The 17,708-nt window shown below is 70.2% G+C and carries 17 protein-coding genes; 7 read left to right on the top strand and 10 right to left on the bottom strand.

Annotated features, from left to right (window positions below; translation table 11 throughout):
• Positions 1–410: 410 nt before the first annotated feature.
• On the top strand, positions 411–1,121 hold the full coding sequence (locus HDC93_RS19505; RefSeq protein ID WP_185012164.1) for a phosphatase PAP2 family protein: 711 nt from the start codon (positions 411–413) through the stop codon (positions 1,119–1,121).
• A gap of 118 nt (positions 1,122–1,239) precedes the next feature.
• On the opposite strand, the gene HDC93_RS19500 is transcribed toward HDC93_RS19505, so the two are convergent.
• The 7 genes from HDC93_RS19500 to HDC93_RS19470 form a co-directional block, all read right to left on the bottom strand.
• Positions 1,240–1,695: a hypothetical protein gene (locus HDC93_RS19500; RefSeq protein ID WP_185012163.1), complete on the bottom strand. Its 456-nt coding sequence runs from the start codon at positions 1,693–1,695 to the stop codon at positions 1,240–1,242.
• 140 nt (positions 1,696–1,835) lie between these two features.
• Positions 1,836–3,254: an FAD-binding oxidoreductase gene (locus HDC93_RS19495; protein ID WP_185012162.1), complete on the bottom strand. Its 1,419-nt coding sequence runs from the start codon at positions 3,252–3,254 to the stop codon at positions 1,836–1,838.
• 20 nt (positions 3,255–3,274) lie between these two features.
• On the bottom strand, positions 3,275–4,075 hold the full coding sequence (locus tag HDC93_RS19490) for an ABC transporter permease (RefSeq protein WP_185012161.1): 801 nt from the start codon (positions 4,073–4,075) through the stop codon (positions 3,275–3,277).
• On the bottom strand, positions 4,076–5,005 hold the full coding sequence (locus HDC93_RS19485) for an ABC transporter permease (protein WP_185012160.1): 930 nt from the start codon (positions 5,003–5,005) through the stop codon (positions 4,076–4,078).
• On the bottom strand, positions 5,005–6,150 hold the full coding sequence (locus HDC93_RS19480; protein WP_185012228.1) for an ABC transporter ATP-binding protein: 1,146 nt from the start codon (positions 6,148–6,150) through the stop codon (positions 5,005–5,007). Before HDC93_RS19480 ends, HDC93_RS19485 begins: the two co-directional genes overlap by 1 nt.
• A 5-nt stretch (positions 6,151–6,155) precedes the next feature.
• Complete coding sequence (locus HDC93_RS19475; RefSeq protein WP_185012159.1) at positions 6,156–7,403, bottom strand: spermidine/putrescine ABC transporter substrate-binding protein; 1,248 nt, start codon at positions 7,401–7,403, stop codon at positions 6,156–6,158.
• Between the two features lie 214 nt (positions 7,404–7,617).
• Positions 7,618–9,162, bottom strand: a complete 1,545-nt coding sequence (locus tag HDC93_RS19470; protein WP_185012158.1) for a gamma-aminobutyraldehyde dehydrogenase — start codon at positions 9,160–9,162, stop codon at positions 7,618–7,620.
• Positions 9,163–9,361: 199 nt separating this feature from the next.
• Between HDC93_RS19470 and HDC93_RS19465 the strand changes: the two genes are divergently transcribed.
• On the top strand, positions 9,362–9,934 hold the full coding sequence (locus tag HDC93_RS19465) for an NADAR family protein (protein ID WP_185012157.1): 573 nt from the start codon (positions 9,362–9,364) through the stop codon (positions 9,932–9,934).
• 51 nt (positions 9,935–9,985) lie between these two features.
• Here the strand turns inward: HDC93_RS19465 and HDC93_RS19460 are convergent, their stop codons facing one another.
• Positions 9,986–10,450: a DUF4190 domain-containing protein gene (locus tag HDC93_RS19460; RefSeq protein WP_031105737.1), complete on the bottom strand. Its 465-nt coding sequence runs from the start codon at positions 10,448–10,450 to the stop codon at positions 9,986–9,988.
• Between the two features lie 69 nt (positions 10,451–10,519).
• Positions 10,520–11,164, bottom strand: coding sequence for a DUF4190 domain-containing protein (locus HDC93_RS19455; RefSeq protein WP_185012156.1), 645 nt, complete (start codon positions 11,162–11,164; stop codon positions 10,520–10,522).
• Between the two features lie 182 nt (positions 11,165–11,346).
• Here HDC93_RS19455 and HDC93_RS19450 point away from each other — a divergent pair, with 182 nt between their 5' ends.
• From HDC93_RS19450 to HDC93_RS19440, 3 genes are all read left to right on the top strand, one after another.
• Positions 11,347–12,465 (top strand): adenosine deaminase, encoded by a 1,119-nt coding sequence (locus HDC93_RS19450; protein WP_185012226.1) that lies wholly within the window; start codon positions 11,347–11,349, stop codon positions 12,463–12,465.
• The gene (locus HDC93_RS19445) at positions 12,462–13,187 is read left to right on the top strand and encodes a glycerophosphodiester phosphodiesterase (protein WP_311774577.1); all 726 of its coding nucleotides are present in this window, start codon (positions 12,462–12,464) and stop codon (positions 13,185–13,187) included. The genes HDC93_RS19450 and HDC93_RS19445 overlap by 4 nt, the downstream gene beginning before the upstream one ends.
• A 253-nt stretch (positions 13,188–13,440) precedes the next feature.
• Positions 13,441–14,112, top strand: a complete 672-nt coding sequence (locus HDC93_RS19440; protein ID WP_260419656.1) for an NADase-type glycan-binding domain-containing protein — start codon at positions 13,441–13,443, stop codon at positions 14,110–14,112.
• Positions 14,113–14,170: 58 nt separating this feature from the next.
• Here HDC93_RS19440 and HDC93_RS19435 read toward each other — a convergent pair whose 3' ends face one another.
• Positions 14,171–15,610, bottom strand: coding sequence for a gamma-aminobutyraldehyde dehydrogenase (locus HDC93_RS19435; protein WP_185012154.1), 1,440 nt, complete (start codon positions 15,608–15,610; stop codon positions 14,171–14,173).
• Positions 15,611–15,774: 164 nt separating this feature from the next.
• Here HDC93_RS19435 and HDC93_RS19430 point away from each other — a divergent pair, with 164 nt between their 5' ends.
• Positions 15,775–16,314, top strand: coding sequence for an Lrp/AsnC family transcriptional regulator (locus tag HDC93_RS19430; RefSeq protein ID WP_185012153.1), 540 nt, complete (start codon positions 15,775–15,777; stop codon positions 16,312–16,314).
• Positions 16,315–16,327: 13 nt separating this feature from the next.
• Entirely contained in the window at positions 16,328–17,695 is a 1,368-nt protein-coding gene (locus tag HDC93_RS19425; protein ID WP_185012225.1) for an aspartate aminotransferase family protein, read from the top strand.
• Positions 17,696–17,708 lie beyond the last annotated feature (13 nt).

The following is a 17,708-nucleotide window of genomic DNA, read 5'->3' as shown; positions in this document are numbered from 1 at the left end:
GGACAGTCGCACGCCCCAAACCCCCCGGGGCGCGCGACGTTCCGGTCCGGAGGGCCACCCCGGAACCACCCCCCCCTGTTCCGGGGTGGCCTGCCTCCATTTCCGCGCCCCCTCGCGATGCCCGGTCAGGCCTCCCCGGCCCGGCGCGGGCTCCGGACGGTGGATCCCCCGCGGGCGGTAGCCCAGAACGTCGGCCAGGCCGAGGAAGCCCGCGAGCAGCCAGACGATCGCGAGTCACATCTCCGTGCCCTGGAGTCCGGGTTCACGCCCCGGACCGGTCCCCGTCCGACATGGTGCGTACGGCCGCACCTGCCCGCCTCGAAGAGGCCCGGCGTCGTGGGACGGGTGGTTCACGTGGTCCTCCGCGGGGGCCGCTGGTCGGCGTCCGTGCTCGTGCCAAGCTGTGCCCCATGCCGATCTCCGCGAACCAGGAACGCGCAACGCTCGCGGGTTCCGTCGCCTTCCTGCTCGCCCTTCCGGCCCTTCTGTTCGCCCTGGTCACCTGGCAGGTCGCCGACGACGGCCCGCTCGTCCGGCTCGACGAGCGGCTCAGCCGCGTGCTGGTGAACCCGGACCGGCTCTCGGAGCTCCTCGCCGACCTCGGCACCATCCCGGTCGCGGTCCCGGTCCTCGCGGTCGCGCTGGGGTACGTCGCCGTACGCGGGCGCCGCGCCGGTGCGGACCGCTGGTGGCTCCCCGTCGCGGCGGCGGCCCTGCTCATGGCCCTGGTCCCGGCTCTGGTCGTGCCGTTGAAGGCGCTGATGGACCGCCCGGGCACCCCGGCCGAACCGCCCGGCACCGGCTACTACCCCTCGGGCCACACCGCCACGGCCGCCGTCGCCTACGGCTCCGCGGCCCTGCTCCTGCTCCCCTGGCTGCGCACGACTCCGGCCCGCCGCGCCCTGATCACCCTGTGCGCGGCCCTGGTCCTCGGCGCGAGCTACGGCCTGGTCCGCCGCGGCTACCACTGGCCGCTGGACGTCGTGGGCAGTTGGTGTCTGTGCGCGGTGCTGCTCACGTCGCTGTGGCTGTTCCTCCGGCGGGCGACGGCGCCGGACCGACCGCGGCGACCGGTCCTGGAACCCGATCCACACGAACCCGATCCACACGACGGGCCCTAGGGCTAGAAGACCGATGAAGATCTTGCTTTGACCGCCGGGACCGCCCCGGATTGCCGGTAAATGTCAATCGCCACGAACCGGTGCAAGCCGGGCGCAATTCCGAGATCTTCAGACACTCCTACCCGTCGTTCTCCGTCGCCAGGCGCGCCGCCGCCTCGTGCATCGCCAGTTCCAGCAGGGCCGGGTCCGTCAGCGTGCCCGAGCCGTCCGGGGGGACCAGCCAGCGGACGCCGCCGGGTGAGGAGCGGCCCGGGTACGGCACGACGATCCAGGTGCCGGCGCCCGCCGTGCGGATGCCCGTGCCGAGCCAGCGGGCAGCGGTGCCGGGCGGCACGAAGAACCCCATGCGGGCGTCACCGAAGTCGACGAGCACGGGGCCCGGCCGGTCGAGGACGCGGGTGAGCACGTCGAGCGTGGCGTACCCGAGTGCGCCGGGCAGGATGAGCACGTCCCAGGCGCTGCCGGCGGGCAGCAGCGCGACCCCGAGCGGGTTGCGCTCCCAGTCCCAGCGGCAGGCCTCGGGATCGGGCGCGACGGATGCGAGCCACTCGACCGCCGTCTTCGCACCGGTCATCGTCAAAGACCCCCTTCTCTCTCACGAACCTCACGGACGCGGGGCGTCCGGAGGGCATCACGAGGGAGAAGGGGGTGTCCCCCCGGCCATTACGCGGGTTCCGTCATCTCGTTGGAGTGAACCGGATCACACTCGGTCGATCAGCTGTCGAATCCCAGCCCCAAGCGGTCCATCGTGCGCAGCCACAGATTGCGCCGGCCGCCCTGGGCGTCCGCGCGGGCCAGGGACCACTTGGTGAGGGCGATGCCCGTCCAGGCGAAGGGCTCCGGCGGGAAGGGCAGGGGCTTCTTGCGGACCATTTCCAGTTCCGTGCGTTCGGTGCGTTCGCCGGACAGCAGGTCCAGCATCACCTCGGCGCCGAAGCGGGTGGCACCGACCCCGAGGCCGGTGTACCCGGCCGCGTACGCCACCTTGTTCTGGTGGGCGGTGCCGAAGAACGCCGAGAAGCGGGAGCAGGTGTCGATCGCGCCGCCCCAGGCGTGGCTGAAGCGGACGCCCTCCAGCTGCGGGAAGCAGGTGAAGAAGTGCCCGGCGAGCTTGGCGTAGGTCTCGGGGCGGTCGTCGTACTCGGCGCGGACGCGGCCACCGTAGGGGTAGATCGCGTCGTAGCCGCCCCACAGGATCCGGTTGTCGGCGGACAGCCGGAAGTAGTGGAACTGGTTGGCGCTGTCGCCGAGGCCCTGGCGGTTCTTCCAGCCGATCGAGTCGAGCTGCCCGGGCGTGAGCGGCTCGGTCATCAGGGCGTAGTCGTAGACCGGGACGGTGTACGAACGGACGCGTCTGACCAGGTTGGGGAAGATGTTGGTGCCGAGGGCGACCCGGCGGGCGCGGATCCGGCCGTAGGGGGTGCTCACGGCCATGCCGGGCCCGTACGGCTTCAGGGTCAGGGCGGGGGTGTTCTCGTAGACGCGCACGCCGAGTTCCACGCACGCCCGCTTCAGGCCCCAGGCGAGCTTCGCCGGATGGAGCATGGCGACGCCCCTGCGGTCCCACAGGCCCGCCTGGAAGGTGGGTGAGTTCACCTGCTCCCGTACGGCGTCGGCGTCCAGGTACTCGACGCCGTCGGCCAGGCCCCGGCGGGACGTCTCCTCGTGCCACTCGCGCAGTTCGCGCGCCTGGTAGGGCTCGGTGGCGACGTCGATCTCGCCGGTGCGCTCGAAGTCGCAGTCGATGGAGTGCCGGGTGACCGCCGCCTCGATCGCGTCGAGGTTGGTCTCGCCCATCCGCTGGAGCGTGTGGATCTCGTCGGGCCAGCGGGTGAGGCCGTTGGGCAGGCCGTGGGTGAGGGAGGCGGCGCAGAATCCGCCGTTGCGGCCGGAGGCGGCCCAGCCCGCCTCGCGGCCCTCCACCAGCACCACGTCCCGCTGCGGGTCGCGCTCCTTGGCGATCAGCGCCGTCCACAGGCCGCTGTAGCCGCCGCCGACGACCAGCAGGTCGCAGGTCTCGGAGGTGGTGAGGGCGGGTTCGGGACGGGGCCGGCCGGGGTCGTCCAGCCAGTACGGGACCGGCCGGACGTCGGAGAGCGAACGGGTCCACTGATTCATGGCGCTCGGGGCCATGATTTCAACTCCCTACGGGGCTATGCCTTCTGCCTGTTGCGGCGGTTTCCGGCAACCATGGAAACCAGGACGAACAGTACGGCGACGACGAACATGGTCGTGCCGATGACATTGATCTGTACGGGCGTTCCGCGCTGCGCCGAACCCCAGACGAACATGGGGAAGGTGACGGTCGAGCCGGCGTTGAAATTGGTGATGATGAAATCGTCGAAGGACAGCGCGAAGGCGAGAAGCGCACCCGCCGCGATTCCCGGTGCGGCGATGGGCAGGGTCACCCGGACGAAGGTCTGGAACGGGCCCGCGTACAGGTCCCGGGCCGCCTCCTCCAATTTCGGGTCCATCGACATCACACGCGCCTTGACGGCCGTGACGACGAAACTCAGGCAGAACATGATGTGCGCGATGAGAATCGTCCAGAAGCCCAGCTGGGCGCCCATGTTGAGGAACAGGGTGAGCAGCGAGGCTGCCATGACGACCTCGGGCATCGCCATCGGCAGGAAGATCAGCGAGTTCACGGCGCCGCGGGCGCGGAACCGGTAGCGGACCAGGGCGAAGGCGATCAGGGTGCCGAGGAGGGTGGCGCCGAGTGTCGCCCAGAGGGCGATCTGGAGGCTGAGGGACAGTGACCCGCACAGCCCGGAGACACCGCACGGGTCCTTCCAGGCGTCCAGGGAGAACTGCTGCCATTCGTAGTTGAAGCGCCCCTTCGGTTTGTTGAAGGAGAACACCGTCACGACGACGTTCGGCAGCAGCAGATAGCCGAGGGTCAGCAGTCCCGCCAGGACGACGAGATTTCTCTTGAGCCAGTTGACGAAGGGCATTTAGACCAGATCCTCCGTCCCGGACCTGCGGATGTAGAGGGTGACCATCAGCAGAATGGCCGCCATGAGGATGAAGGAGAGCGCCGCGGCCGTCGGATAGTCGAGGACTCTCAGGAACTGCGTCTGGATGACGTTTCCGACCATGCGGGTGTCGGTGGAGCCGAGCAGATCGGCGTTCACGTAGTCACCGGCCGCCGGGATGAAGGTCAGCAGCGTGCCGGAGACGACACCCGGCATCGACAACGGGAAGGTGACCTTGCGGAACGTCGTCCAGGGCCGGGCGTACAGGTCTCCCGCGGCCTCGTGGAGACGTCCGTCGATGCGCTCCAGCGAGGTGTAGAGCGGCAGGATCATGAACGGCAGGAAGTTGTACGTCAGACCGCACACCACCGCGAGCGGGGTGGCCAGGACGCGGTCGCCGGCGGTCATGCCGAGCCAGTTGGTGACGTCCAGGACGTGCAGCGTGTTGAGCGCGCCGACGACCGGTCCGCCGTCCGCGAGGATCGTCTTCCAGGCGAGGGTGCGGATCAGGAAGCTGGTGAAGAACGGCGCGATCACCAGGATCATGATCAGGTTCTTCCAGCGGCCCGCCCGGAAGGCGATCAGATAGGCCAGCGGGTAGCCGAGCAGCAGGCACAGGATCGTCGCCGTGCCCGCGTAGAGCACCGAGCGGACGAACTGCGGCCAGTACGCGGACAGCGCGTCCCAGTACGTGGCGAAGTGCCAGGTGACCTTGTAGCCCTGCTCCAGGGAACCCGTCTGCACGGACGTGGAGGCCTGGTAGATCATCGGCAGCGCGAAGAAGACGACCAGCCACAGGATGCCGGGCAGCAGCAGCCAGTACGGCGTGAAGCGGCCCCGGCGCTTGGGGGGCTTGGATTCGGGCGCCTCAGGCGCGAGAGGCGGTGGCGCCTCGGTGAGTGTCGACATCAGGCCGCCTCTTCCACTCCGGCGTCGGCGTCCTGAGCGGCGTCCAGGCCGAAGGTGTGGGCCGGGTTCCAGTGCAGGACGACCTCGGCACCGGGCACCAGGCGGGGGTCGCGGTCGATGTTCTGGGCGTAGACCTCGAAGTCGGAGCAGACCGGGCTGTCGACGACGTACTGCGTGGAGACGCCGATGAAGCTGGAGTCGGCGATCCGGCCCGTGATGCGGTTGCGGCCCCCGGGTATCTCGCCGGCGTCTTCGGCGTGGGTGAGGGAGATCTTCTCCGGGCGCACGCCGACCAGCACCTTGCCGCCGGTGCCGGCGGGCGCGGAACATCGCGCCTCCGGCAGGACGAGCTTGCCGCCGCCGGCCTTCAGCACGATCTCCTCGCCGCTCTTGGAGTCGACCTCGGCCTCGATGAAGTTGGAGGTGCCGAGGAAGTTCGCGACGAACGTGGTGCGCGGGTTCTCGTAGAGCTCGGTGGGCGCGCCCAGTTGCTCGACGCGGCCCGCGTTCATCACGGCGACCGTGTCGGCCATGGTCATGGCCTCCTCCTGGTCGTGGGTGACGTGGATGAAGGTGATGCCGACCTCGGTCTGGATGCGCTTGAGCTCCAGCTGCATCTGGCGGCGCAGCTTGAGGTCGAGGGCGCCGAGCGGTTCGTCGAGCAGGAGCACCTTGGGGTGGTTGATCAGCGCGCGGGCGACGGCGACGCGCTGCTGCTGGCCGCCGGAGAGCTGGTGCGGCTTCTTGCGGGCCTGCTCGCCGAGCTGCACGAGCTCCAGCATCTCCTCGACCTGCTTCTTCACCGACTTCCATCCGCGCCGGCGCAGGCCGAAGGCGACGTTCTCGAAGATGTCGAGGTGCGGGAAGAGGGCGTAGGACTGGAAGACGGTGTTCACCGGCCGCTTGTACGGCGGGAGGGCGGTCACGTCCTGGTCACCGAGGAAGACGGTGCCGGCGGAGGGTTCTTCCAGGCCGGCGATCATGCGCAGGGTGGTGGTCTTGCCGCAGCCGGAGGCGCCGAGCAGGGCGAAGAAGGAGCCCTGCGGCACGGTGAGGTCGAGCGGGTGGACGGCGGTGAAGGCGCCGTAGGTCTTGGCTATGCCCGTGAGGCGGACGTCGCCGCTGGGGTCGGTCTTGTTCGTCATGGTGGTCACGCCCCCGTCAGCTTCGCGAACTTCGCTTCGAACTCGGTCTCTTCCTTCGAGCTCAGCGAGCGGAAGGCGTGGGACTTGGCGGCCATGGCCTTGTCGGGAATGATCAGCGGGTTGTTCGCCGCGTCCTCGTCGATCTTCGCGAGTTCGGCCTTCACACCGTCGACGGGGCACACGTAGTTGATGTACGCGGCGAGTTCGGCGGCGGCCTTCGGCTCGTAGTAGAAGTCGATGAGCCGTTCGGCGTTGGTCTTGTGCCGGGCCTTGCTGGGGATCAGCAGGTTGTCGGTGGACGTCACGTAGCCACTGTCCGGGATGAGGAAGTCGATGTCGGGGCTGTCCGCCTTGAGCTGGACGACGTCCCCGGCCCAGGCGACACAGGCCGCGAAGTCGCCGCTGGTCAGGTCCGAGGTGTAGTCGTTGCCGGTGAAGCGGCGGATCTGACCCTTGTCGACGGCCTTCTGCAGACGGGCGATGGCCGCGTCGTAGTCGTCGGCGGTGAAGTCGGCCGGGTCCTTGCCCATGTCGAGCAGCGTCATGCCGATGCTGTCGCGCATCTCCGACAGGAAACCGACCCGGCCCTTGAGTTTGGGGTTGTCCAGCAGGTCGGATATCGACGTCACCTCGACGCCGTCGAGGGCCTTCTTGTTGTACGCGATGACGGTCGAGATGCCCTGCCAGACGTACGAGTAGGCGCGGCCCGGGTCCCAGTCGGGGCTGCGGAACTGGGCCGACAGGTTGGCGTAGGCGTGCGGCAGGTTGCTCGGGTCGAGCTTCTGCACCCAGCCCAGGCGGATGAGGCGGGCGGCCAGCCAGTCGGTGAGGACGATCAGGTCGCGGCCGGTGTCCTGGCCCGCGGCGAGCTGCGGCTTGATCTTGCCGAAGAACTCGTTGTTGTCGTTGATGTCCTCGCTGTACTTGACCTTGATGCCGGTCCGCTTCGCGAACTGGTCCAGGGTCGGGTGGTGCTTTCCGCTGTCGTCGACGTCCATGTACTCGGTCCAGTTGGAGAAGTTCACCGTCTTCTCCTTGGCCGAGTGGTCCTCTGCCGAGACGCCGCCCTTCGACTGGCCTGCCGCCGGGATGCCGCAGGCGCTCAGCGTTCCCAGTCCGCCGGCCGCGAGCGCCCCGCCCGCCGAGGCGCGCAGCAGGGACCGCCGGGTGAGGGAGGCCCTGCCGTTCTTGAAACTGCGCCTCATGGCGGCCCTTTGGGCCGCGGACAGGCGGTCGGGCTCGTACTGCTCCATGCGCGTGGTGCCCTTTCGGAGGGTGGACGGCCGTTGGTCAGGCGGCCTGCATACGGCTAGGGGGCTTCTGATGGATGTCCGTGGAAGAAGGAGCGGCGTCCGGTGCGTGCGCTCGGCGTGCGCCGTGGACGGTCATGTGGCGGAGCCACCTGTCCGTCCACGGCGTGCGGCGCGCGTGCGCGCGTGCCGGACGACGTGACGCCGCGGAGATCCATCAGGAGCCCGCCCGGTCCCCGAACACGGTGCGGTGCCAGTCCTTGGCCGCCACCGCGGTGTTGTCGAACATGACGTGCTTGATCTGGGTGTACTCCTCGAACGAGTACGCGGACATGTCCTTTCCGTAGCCGGAGGACTTGTGGCCGCCGTGCGGCATCTCGCTGATGATCGGGATGTGGTCGTTGATCCAGACGCAGCCGGCCTTGATCTCGCGCGTGGCCCGGTTCGCCCGGTACACGTCCCGGCTCCAGGCGGAGGCGGCCAGGCCGTACGGGGTGTCGTTGGCGAGCGCGAGGCCCTCGTCGTCGGTGTCGAACGGCAGCACGACCAGGACCGGGCCGAAGATCTCCGACTGGACGACCTCGCTGTCCTGGGCCGCGTCGGCGATCAGGGTGGGCCGGTAGTAGGCGCCCTTGGCGAGCTCCCCCTCGGGTGCCTCGCCGCCGGTGACCACGCGCGCGTAGGCCCGCGCCCGGTCCACGAATCCTGCGACCCGGTCGCGCTGTACGTGCGAGATCAGCGGGCCGAGGTCGGTGCCGGCGGCGAAGGGGTCGCCGAGCCGGACCGTCTCCATGAGCGCCGCGGTCCGCTCCACGAAGGCGTCGTAGAGCGGCCGCTGCACATACGCGCGCGTGGCGGCCGTGCAGTCCTGCCCGGTGTTGATCAGGGAGCCCGCGACCGCCCCGTGGGCGGCTGCCTCCGGGTCGGCGTCGTCGAAGACCACGAAGGGTGCCTTGCCGCCGAGCTCCAGGTGGAGGCGCTTGACGGTGGCGGTGGCGACCTCGGCGACGCGCTTGCCGACGGCGGTGGAGCCGGTGAAGGAGGTCATGGCCACGTCGGGGTGGCCGACGAGGTGCTCTCCGGCCTCCCTGCCGGTGCCCGTGACGATGTTGATCACACCGTCCGGGATCCCGGCGTCCGTGGCCGCCTGGGCGAAGAGCAGCGAGGTCAGCGGGGTGAGCTCGGCGGGCTTCAGGACGACGGTGTTGCCCGCGGCGATCGCCGGGAGGATCTTCCAGGCGGCCATCTGGAGGGGGTAGTTCCAGGGCGCGATCGACCCGACGACCCCGATGGGCTCGCGCCGGATGTACGACGTGTGGTCGCCGGAGTACTCACCGGCGGACTGCCCCTGCAGGTGCCGTGCGGCACCGGCGAAGAAGGCGGCGTTGTCGATGGTCCCGGGGACGTCGAACTCGCGGGTCAGCTTCAGCGGCTTGCCGCACTGGAGCGACTCAACGCGGGCGAAGTCCTCGGCCCGGTCGGCCAGCACCGCGGCGAACCGGTGCAGGGCGTCGGACCGCTCGCCGGGGGTCGTTCCCGCCCAGCCGGGGAAGGCCGCGCGGGCGGCGGCGACGGCCCGGTCGACGTCGGCCGTGCCCGCCAGTTCGTAGGTGAGGACCTCCTCGCCCGACGCCGGGTCGACGACCGCGTGGGTGCGGCCGGAGGTGCCCCTGGTCAGGCGCCCCGCGATGTACTGCGCGCCCTCCGCGAAGCGCTCCTCGGCCGGAAATCGGTCCGGGGTGGCAATGCCCGGGTTGTGCATGTCGCTCTCCTCCGTGTCCCCTGGTGGGGCCGGCGTGGCTCAGGCTCGATTTGAGTGCCGATCCTGACAGAGGTATGCCACTCCAACAAGTGATTCCGTTGTTGATTTTTGGTTACGCGACGGAATCTGTCGACCAGGTGTCGAGTTCACCGCGAAGAGGCAGGACGCTGTGTCAGTGGTGCGTGCCAAACTCGCGTGCATGGAGAAGATCACGGGGGCGGTCGGCTCGCAGGAGGCCCTGATCAGGGCGGTCCGCGAGGGGGCCAGGGTCAGGTATCTGCACTTCTGGGGGCACCGGCCGCGGCCGGACGGCCGGATCGGGGCGAGCTGTCTGAGCCAGTGGTGGCCGGCGCCCTTCACCGTGGACGGCGTTCTCTACGCGACGGCGGAGCACTGGATGATGGCCGGCAAGGCCCGGCTCTTCGGGGACGCGGCGGCGGAGCGTGCCGTCCTGGCCGCGGAGCATCCCGCCGAGGCGAAGAAGGCCGGGCGGCTGGTGCGCGGGTTCGACGAGGCGGTGTGGGCGCGGGAGCGGTTCCGGATCGTCGTGGAGGGCAGCGTCCACAGGTTCGGCGCGCACCCCGAGCTGCTGGGGTATTTGCTGGGCACGGGCGACCGGGTGCTGGTGGAGGCGAGCCCCGTGGACCGGGTGTGGGGCATCGGGCTGGCCGCGGACGACGAAGCGGCGGCCGATCCGCAGCGGTGGCGGGGACCGAATCTGCTGGGCTTCGCGCTGATGGAGGCGCGGGAGCGGCTGCGGGCGGGAGCATGAGCAAGGGACCGGTCCTCGGGACCGGCCCCTTCCGTGGCGCAGGGAGCCGCGTCAGGACGCCGCGCCGAGACCGCCCATGATGCTGGCGAACAGCAGGAAGCCCAGCAGCGGAAGGATCACGGTGGCGATGATGCCGCACACCAGGCCCGCGGTCGCCGCACCCTTGTTCGTGGCCTCACCGCGGGTGGCCCTGCCGCGGCCGATGGCGCCGAAGATGATCGCGAGAATGCCCAGGATCACGCCGAAGAACCACATGATGAACGTGACGCTGCACACCACACCGATGATGCCCAGCACCAGTCCCGTGGTGCCCATGCCGTTGCTGGGCTGCGCGGGCATCCCGTAGCCGGGCGCCTGCGGGTAGCCCACGGGCGGCGCGGCCGGGTAGCCGGGGCCCCCCTGGGGGTAGCCGTATCCCGGGCCGGGCTGCTGCGGATAGCCGTATCCCGGGGCCGGCTGCTGCGGCGGCTGGGCCGGTGGGCCGAAACCACCCGGGGGCGGGTTGGTGTTGGACATGGACGAACTCCCCTCCGTTGTCAGACCAAGGCATCGTAGTGGCCAACTCGGCCGTGACGAGGCCCGGTTTCAGCGGTGGGACGCGGCGGTGGCCACCGGGCCGAGGGTCCCGTAGTACGGGTCGTCGTCGTAGCTGCCGCTGTTGATCGCGGCCGTGATGCCGACAGCGATCAGCACGATCACCGCGATGCCGAGGATGATCCCGATGATGCCCATGATCAGACCGGCCTGGGCCTGCCCGTGGTTGGTGGCCACTCCGGCCTCGGCGCGCTTGCGGCCCTTGATGCCGAAGACGACGGCGAGGATGCCGGTGACCAGGGAGACCACGCCGTAGAGGCAGAAGAGGGTGCAGGCGACGATGCCGAGCACCATCGCGGCGATGCCCAGGCCGTTCTGGGGGGCCGGGGGCATGCCGGGCCAGCCGTAGCCGGACTGGGGGTAGCCCGGGTAGCCGTAGCCGCCGGGCGCTCCCGGGCCGGTGGGGGCCACGGGCGGGGGCGGGACGGCGCCGGTGCCGGTGCCGGACGAGTTGTACTGGGGCGTGCCGGTGGGCGGGGTGAAGCCCGGCATCGACGTGACCGTGGCCTGGTCGTGCACGGACGGCGGCCCCGCGGTGGGGGGCTGGTGCTTGTCGAGCGAGGGTGTGTGCTCCGGGGGTGCCCACGGGTCGTGGCCGGCGCCTCCGCCACCGTCGGGCTGCGTCGCGTCCGTCATCCTGTTCCCCCCTGGGTCGATCGTGTGGTCATGCTACGGGGCGGTTCGGTGCGTGCCACAGTGCGGGTGCGCGGGGGGCTGGTCGCGCCCCTCGGAGCCGCCTGTCGACAGCGTCCCGCGCCCCTGCAAAAGAAGGGCGCCGGACCGCGGCATACGATGAATTCCGAGTCAACGATCAGCCGATCACCCGCGCCCCGCCCGCCTCACGCCGGCAGCGGCGCCGTTCCGGGGAGGAACCCTTGACCGAGCATCTTGTCGACCCCCGTGCCCCACGCGACCTGAAGGCCTTCATCACCGGGCTTCCCAAGGCCGAACTGCATGTGCACCACGTGGGATCCGCCTCCCCCCGGATCGTCTCCGAACTGGCCGCGCGGCACCCCGACTCGAAGGTGCCGACCGATCCCGAGGCACTGGTCGACTACTTCACCTTCACCGACTTCGCGCACTTCATCGACGTGTACCTGTCGGTCGTCGACCTGATCCGCACCCCGGAGGACGTCCGGCTGCTCACCTACGAGGTGGCCCGGGACCTGGCCCGGCAGCAGGTGCGGTACGCCGAGCTGACCATCACGCCCTTCTCGTCCACCCGGCGCGGCATCGACGAGCGGGCCTTCATGGACGCCATCGAGGACGCCCGCACGGCCGCCGAGGCCGAGTTCGGGACCGTGCTGCGCTGGTGCTTCGACATCCCCGGCGAGGCGGGTCTGGAGGCCGCCGAGGAGACCACCCGGCTCGCCACCGACGACCGGCTGCGCCCGGAGGGCCTGGTCTCCTTCGGTCTCGGCGGGCCCGAGGTCGGTGTGGAGCGGCCGCAGTTCAAGCCGTACTTCGACCGGGCGATCGCCGCGGGGCTGCACTCCGTACCGCACGCCGGGGAGACGACCGGCCCGCAGACGGTGTGGGACGCGCTGACCCACCTGCGGGCCGAGCGCATCGGGCACGGCACCAGCTCCGCACAGGACCCGAAGCTGCTCGCGCACCTCGCCGAGCACCGGATCCCGCTGGAGGTGTGCCCGACCTCGAACATCGCCACCCGCGCGGTGCGCACCCTCGACGAGCACCCGGTCAAGGAGTTCGTGCGGGCCGGGGTCCTCGTCACCGTCAACTCCGACGACCCGCCCATGTTCGGCACGACCCTCGAGAACGAGTACGCGGTCGCCGCCCGGCTGCTCGACCTCGACGAGCGGGGCCTGGCCGAGCTGGCGAAGAACGCCGTCGAGGCGTCCTTCCTGGACGCCGCGGGCAAGACACGGATCGCCGGCGAGATCGACAGCTACACCGCGCAGTGGCTCGCCCGGTGACGCCCTTCCCCGTCGCCGTGGCCCACCGGGGCGATCCCTACCGCGTCCGCGAAAACACCGTGGCCTCGCTGCGTTCCGCCCTGCGCCGGGGCGCGGACGCGGTGGAGGTCGACGTACGGCTCACCCGGGACGGCGTGCCGGTTCTGCTGCACGACGCGTCGCTGAAGCGCCTGTGGGAGCACGAACGGCCGGTGAACGCGCTGTCCTTCGAGGAGGTGCGCGGGCTGAGCGGCGGCGGGGTGCCGGCCCTGGCCGAGGCACTGGCCGCGACCGGCGGGCACCGGGTGATGATCGACCTGCCCGGGTCTCCCGATGTGCGGGCGGTGCGCCGGATCATGGGCGTGGTGGAGGAGGCGGGGGCGGCGGAGCGCGTCTACTACTGCGCGGGCGCCGACGCCATGCTCGCCGTGCGCGCGGCGGACGCGGGCGCCGAGATCGCCCTCACCTGGACGACGCTGGCCCCGCCGCGGCCCGTCCTGCTGGAGGCGATCCGCCCGCGCTGGCTCAACTACCGCTTCTCCCTGGTGGACCGCCCCCTCGCCGAGCGCGTGCACGCCGACGGCTACCTGGTGTCCGTCTGGACCCCCGACACCCGCCGCTCCATGCGGCGGCTGCTGGAGGCGGGCGTGGACTCGATCACGACGAACCGCGTCGACGTGCTGCGCGCTGCACGCGCGGGCGCTGCGGCACCGTCGCCGGATCGGCCGGAGTCGCACGCGTGACGTACTGCGGCACCGGCGCGCTGTCCATGCCGGTGTCGCGGACGAGGCCGAAGCGCAGGGCGCCCCGGCCGGGGCCCGTGTCGATGTCCTCGACCGTCACCCCCGTCCTGCCCGGCCGCCCCGCCCCCCCCAGCGCCCCGAGGCCGTCCGGGCCCCCGGCGAGGAGCACGGGATCGACGGCGGCACCGCGTGCCCCCGGTGTGCCACGCGCAACCGCCCGGAGCGGCACTTCTGCGCCCGGTGCGCGATGCCCATGGCCGGTGACGGACCCGCCCCGGTCCAGCTCCCCTGGTGGCGGCGGCTCGGCCCGTTCGGCAGCCGGGAGACGCCCTGGGCGGGCGACCGTCCCCGGCTGCGCCGCACCTTCGACCGTGTCCTGTCCTGGCTGGGCATCGCGATCGTGCTCGCCCCGCTGATCGCGCTGGTGGTCAACATTCCGCAGGGCGTCCAGGCCACCCGGGACCACTTCGCCAAGCGCGCCCCGGTCTCCCCGGACCGCTACAGCGCCTCGCGTTCCTACCCGGGCCACAAGCCCGGCCTGGCCTTCGACAAACTGAACGACACCTGGTGGGGCCCGGGCGTCTCCGAGTCGGCTCAGGGCCAGTACATAGAGGCCCGCTTCGACGAGCCCACCCGGCTGCTGGACCTGATCATCACGCCGGGCACGTCCACGCGCGCCGACCAGCTCTCCAAGTCGGCACTGCCGCACCGCCTCACGGCCACGGTCACCGGCAAGGACGGCCGGACCACGACCCGCAGCCTGACCCTCGACCAGGGAGCGGGCCCGCAGCGGCGCGCCTTCCGCGTCGGCGAGGTGACCGCCGTCCGCTTCACCATCGACTCCGCCTACGGCACCTCGGCGAAGAAGCAGGTCGCCATCGCGGAGATCGAGTTCTTCGGCCCGTCCAGCGCGAACAACACCTGAGCACACGGCGGCCCCGGACGGATCCTGCCGTCCGGGGCCGCTCGCTGGTGTCCGGCGCTTACGCGTCCAGCGACGTCATCACGTGCTTGATCCGGGTGTAGTCGTCGAAGCCGTAGCCGGAGAGGTCCTTGCCGTAGCCGGACTTCTTGAAGCCGCCGTGCGGCATCTCGGCGACCAGCGGGATGTGGGTGTTGATCCACACGCAGCCGAAGTCGAGCTTCTTGGACATCCGCATGGCGCGGCCGTGATCCTTGGTCCACACGGAGGAGGCCAGCGCGTACTCGACGCCGTTGGCCCACTCGACGGCCTGCTCCTCGTCGGAGAAGGACTGCACGGTGATGACCGGGCCGAAGACCTCGTTCTGGATGATCTCGTCGGTCTGCTTCAGGCCCGAGACGACGGTCGGGGCGTAGAAGTAGCCCTTGTCGCCGACCCGCTTGCCGCCGGCCTCCACGCGCGCGTGCGCGGGCAGCCGGTCGATGAAGCCCTCGACCTGCTTGAGCTGGTTGGGGTTGTTGAGCGGGCCGAACAGGACGTCCTCGTCGTCCGGCTGCCCGGTCTTCGTCTCGGAGGCGGCCTTGGCCAGCGCGGAGACGAACTCGTCGTGGATGGACTCGTGGACGAGCACGCGGGTGGCGGCGGTGCAGTCCTGGCCGGCGTTGAAGTAGCCGGCGACCGAGATGTCCTCGACGGCCTTGGCGATGTCGGTGTCCTCGAAGACCACGACCGGGGCCTTGCCGCCCAGCTCCAGGTGGACGCGCTTGACGTCCTTGGCGGCGGACTCGGCGACCTGGATGCCGGCGCGCACGGAACCGGTGATGGAGGCCATCGCCGGGGTGTCGTGCTCGACCATCATGCGGCCGGTGTCGCGGTCGCCGCAGATGACGTTGAAGACGCCCTTGGGGACGATCGAGCCGATGATCTCGGCCATGAGGACCGTCGAGGCCGGAGTCGTGTCCGACGGCTTCAGGACGACGGTGTTGCCCGCCGCGATCGCCGGGGCGAACTTCCACACGGCCATCATCATCGGGTAGTTCCACGGCGCGACCTGCGCGCAGACGCCGACCGGCTCCCGGCGCACGATGGAGGTGAGGCCCTCCATGTACTCACCGGCCGAGCGGCCCTCCAGCATCCGCGCCGCACCCGCGAAGAAGCGGATCTGGTCGACCATCGGCGGGATCTCCTCGGAGCGGGTCAGCCCGGTCGGCTTGCCCGTGTTCTCCACCTCGGCCGCGATCAGCTCCTCGGCGCGCTCCTCGAAGGCGTCCGCGATCTTCAGCAGGGCCTTCTGCCGCTCGGCGGGCGTGGTGTCGCGCCAGCCGGGAAAGGCCTCGGCGGCCGCCGCCATGGCGGCGTCCACGTCCGCCTGCCCGGACAGCGGAGCGGTCGCGTACGCCTCACCCGTCGCGGGATTGACCACCTCGGTGGTCCGTCCGTCGGCGGCGTCCCGGAACTCACCGCCGATGTAGTTGCGCAGACGACGAAGCTCGGTGCTCACTGCCGGCCCTCCAGTTCGGATGTCCAGTACTTGAGACACCCACCCTAGTCGGCCGACCCACGTTTTCAACACCCCCAATCCCTTCGATCGTACGGAATCCGCAGGAGTGGAGGACTCAAACAACGGATTTCATCGATCCAGGCTTGCGGAAGTGTCGAGACCTCGTGCACAGTGACCTCGTGGCCAGTCGAAGCGCAGAACAGAAGGCCTCGCGGGAGTCCCGCGAGCCCTCCCGCGAGTCCAGGAACGGCAGCTCGCCGCAGCTGGACGCCGTCTCCCTCGCCATCATCGAGCAGCTCCAGGAGGACGGCCGCCGGCCGTACGCCGCCATCGGCAAAGCCGTGGGCCTGTCGGAGGCGGCCGTGCGCCAGCGCGTCCAGAAGCTGCTCGACCAGGGCGTGATGCAGATCGTCGCCGTCACGGACCCGCTCACCGTGGGCTTCCGCAGACAAGCGATGGTCGGCGTCAGCGTCGAGGGCGACGTGGAGTCGGTCGCGGACGCGCTGTCGACGATGTCCGAATGCGAGTACGTGGTGATGACCGCAGGCTCCTTCGACCTGATGGTGGAGATCGTCTGCGAGGACGACGATCACCTTCTGGACGTCATCAACAAACGCATACGGGCGGTGCCCGGAGTGCGCTCCACCGAGAGCTTCGTCTACCTCAAGCTCAAGAAGCAGACCTACATGTGGGGAACCCGATGATCGTGAGGACCCGATAGCCGTGAGCAAGGACCTCTCCCAGACCGCGTACGACCACCTGTGGATGCACTTCACGCGCATGTCGTCGTACGAGAAGGCCCCCGTCCCCACCATCGTCCGGGGCGAGGGCACGTACATCTACGACGACAAGGGCAAGCGCTACCTGGACGGCCTGGCCGGCCTCTTCGTGGTGCAGGCCGGGCACGGCCGGGTCGAGCTCGCCGAGACCGCCTTCAAGCAGGCGCAGGAGCTCGCGTTCTTCCCGGTGTGGTCCTACGCCCACCCCAAGGCCGTCGAGCTGGCCGAGCGCCTCGCCGGGCACGCCCCGGGCGACCTGAACAAGGTCTTCTTCACCACCGGCGGCGGTGAGGCGGTCGAGACCGCCTGGAAGCTCGCCAAGCAGTACTTCAAGCTGACCGGCAAGCCCACCAAGCACAAGGTCATCTCCCGCGCGGTCGCCTACCACGGCACCCCGCAGGGCGCCCTGTCCATCACCGGTCTGCCGGGCCTGAAGGCCCCCTTCGAGCCGCTCGTCCCCGGCGCGCACAAGGTGGTCAACACCAACATCTACCGCGCGCCGATCTTCGGCGACGACCCGGAAGCCTACGGCCGCTGGTGCGCCGACCAGATCGAGCAGCAGATCCTGATGGAGGGCCCGGACACGGTCGCCGCCGTCTTCCTGGAGCCGGTGCAGAACGCGGGCGGCTGCTTCCCGCCCCCGCCCGGCTACTTCCGGCGGGTCCGCGAGATCTGCGACCAGTACGACGTGCTGCTCGTCTCGGACGAGGTCATCTGCGCCTTCGGCCGTCTGGGCACGTACTTCGCCTGCGACAAGTTCGACTACGTGCCGGACATGATCACCTGCGCCAAGGGCATGACCTCGGGCTACTCCCCGATCGGCGCGTGCATCATCTCCGACCGCCTGGCCGAGCCGTTCTACAAGGGCGACAACACCTTCCTGCACGGCTACACCTTCGGCGGCCACCCGGTCTCCGCGGCCGTGGGCCTGGCCAACCTCGACCTGTTCGAGCGCGAGAACCTCAACCAGCACGTCCTGGACAACGAGGGCAACTTCCGCGCCACCCTGGAGAAGCTCCACGACCTGCCGATCGTCGGCGACGTCCGCGGCAACGGCTTCTTCTACGGCATCGAGCTGGTGAAGGACAAGGACACCAAGGAGTCCTTCAACGACGAGGAGACCGAGCGCGTCCTGTACGGCTTCCTCTCCAAGGCGCTGTACGACAACGGCCTGTACTGCCGGGCCGACGACCGCGGCGACCCGGTGGTCCAGCTGGCCCCGCCGCTGATCTCCGACCAGTCGACGTTCGACGAGATCGAGCAGATCCTGCGCGCCACCCTCACGGAGGCGTGGACGAAGCTCTGACGCCCGTCGCTCA

Origin of the sequence: Streptomyces sp. AK010 (assembly GCF_014207295.1) — a bacterium.
GTDB lineage: Bacteria > Actinomycetota > Actinomycetes > Streptomycetales > Streptomycetaceae > Streptomyces > Streptomyces massasporeus.
The sequence above is the reverse complement of the archived record's forward strand: the minus strand, read 5'-3'. Positions and strand labels throughout refer to the sequence as shown.

Coding starts and splice junctions, on each gene's coding strand:
- HDC93_RS19505 (WP_185012164.1), top strand. CDS start 411: ATGCCGATCTCCGCGAACCAGGAACGCGCAACGCTCGCGGGTTCCGTC.
- HDC93_RS19500 (WP_185012163.1), bottom strand. CDS start 1,695: ATGACCGGTGCGAAGACGGCGGTCGAGTGGCTCGCATCCGTCGCGCCC.
- HDC93_RS19495 (WP_185012162.1), bottom strand. CDS start 3,254: ATGGCCCCGAGCGCCATGAATCAGTGGACCCGTTCGCTCTCCGACGTC.
- HDC93_RS19490 (WP_185012161.1), bottom strand. CDS start 4,075: ATGCCCTTCGTCAACTGGCTCAAGAGAAATCTCGTCGTCCTGGCGGGA.
- HDC93_RS19485 (WP_185012160.1), bottom strand. CDS start 5,005: ATGTCGACACTCACCGAGGCGCCACCGCCTCTCGCGCCTGAGGCGCCC.
- HDC93_RS19480 (WP_185012228.1), bottom strand. CDS start 6,150: ATGACGAACAAGACCGACCCCAGCGGCGACGTCCGCCTCACGGGCATA.
- HDC93_RS19475 (WP_185012159.1), bottom strand. CDS start 7,403: ATGGAGCAGTACGAGCCCGACCGCCTGTCCGCGGCCCAAAGGGCCGCC.
- HDC93_RS19470 (WP_185012158.1), bottom strand. CDS start 9,162: ATGCACAACCCGGGCATTGCCACCCCGGACCGATTTCCGGCCGAGGAG.
- HDC93_RS19465 (WP_185012157.1), top strand. CDS start 9,362: ATGGAGAAGATCACGGGGGCGGTCGGCTCGCAGGAGGCCCTGATCAGG.
- HDC93_RS19460 (WP_031105737.1), bottom strand. CDS start 10,450: ATGTCCAACACCAACCCGCCCCCGGGTGGTTTCGGCCCACCGGCCCAG.
- HDC93_RS19455 (WP_185012156.1), bottom strand. CDS start 11,164: ATGACGGACGCGACGCAGCCCGACGGTGGCGGAGGCGCCGGCCACGAC.
- HDC93_RS19440 (WP_260419656.1), top strand. CDS start 13,441: ATGGCCGGTGACGGACCCGCCCCGGTCCAGCTCCCCTGGTGGCGGCGG.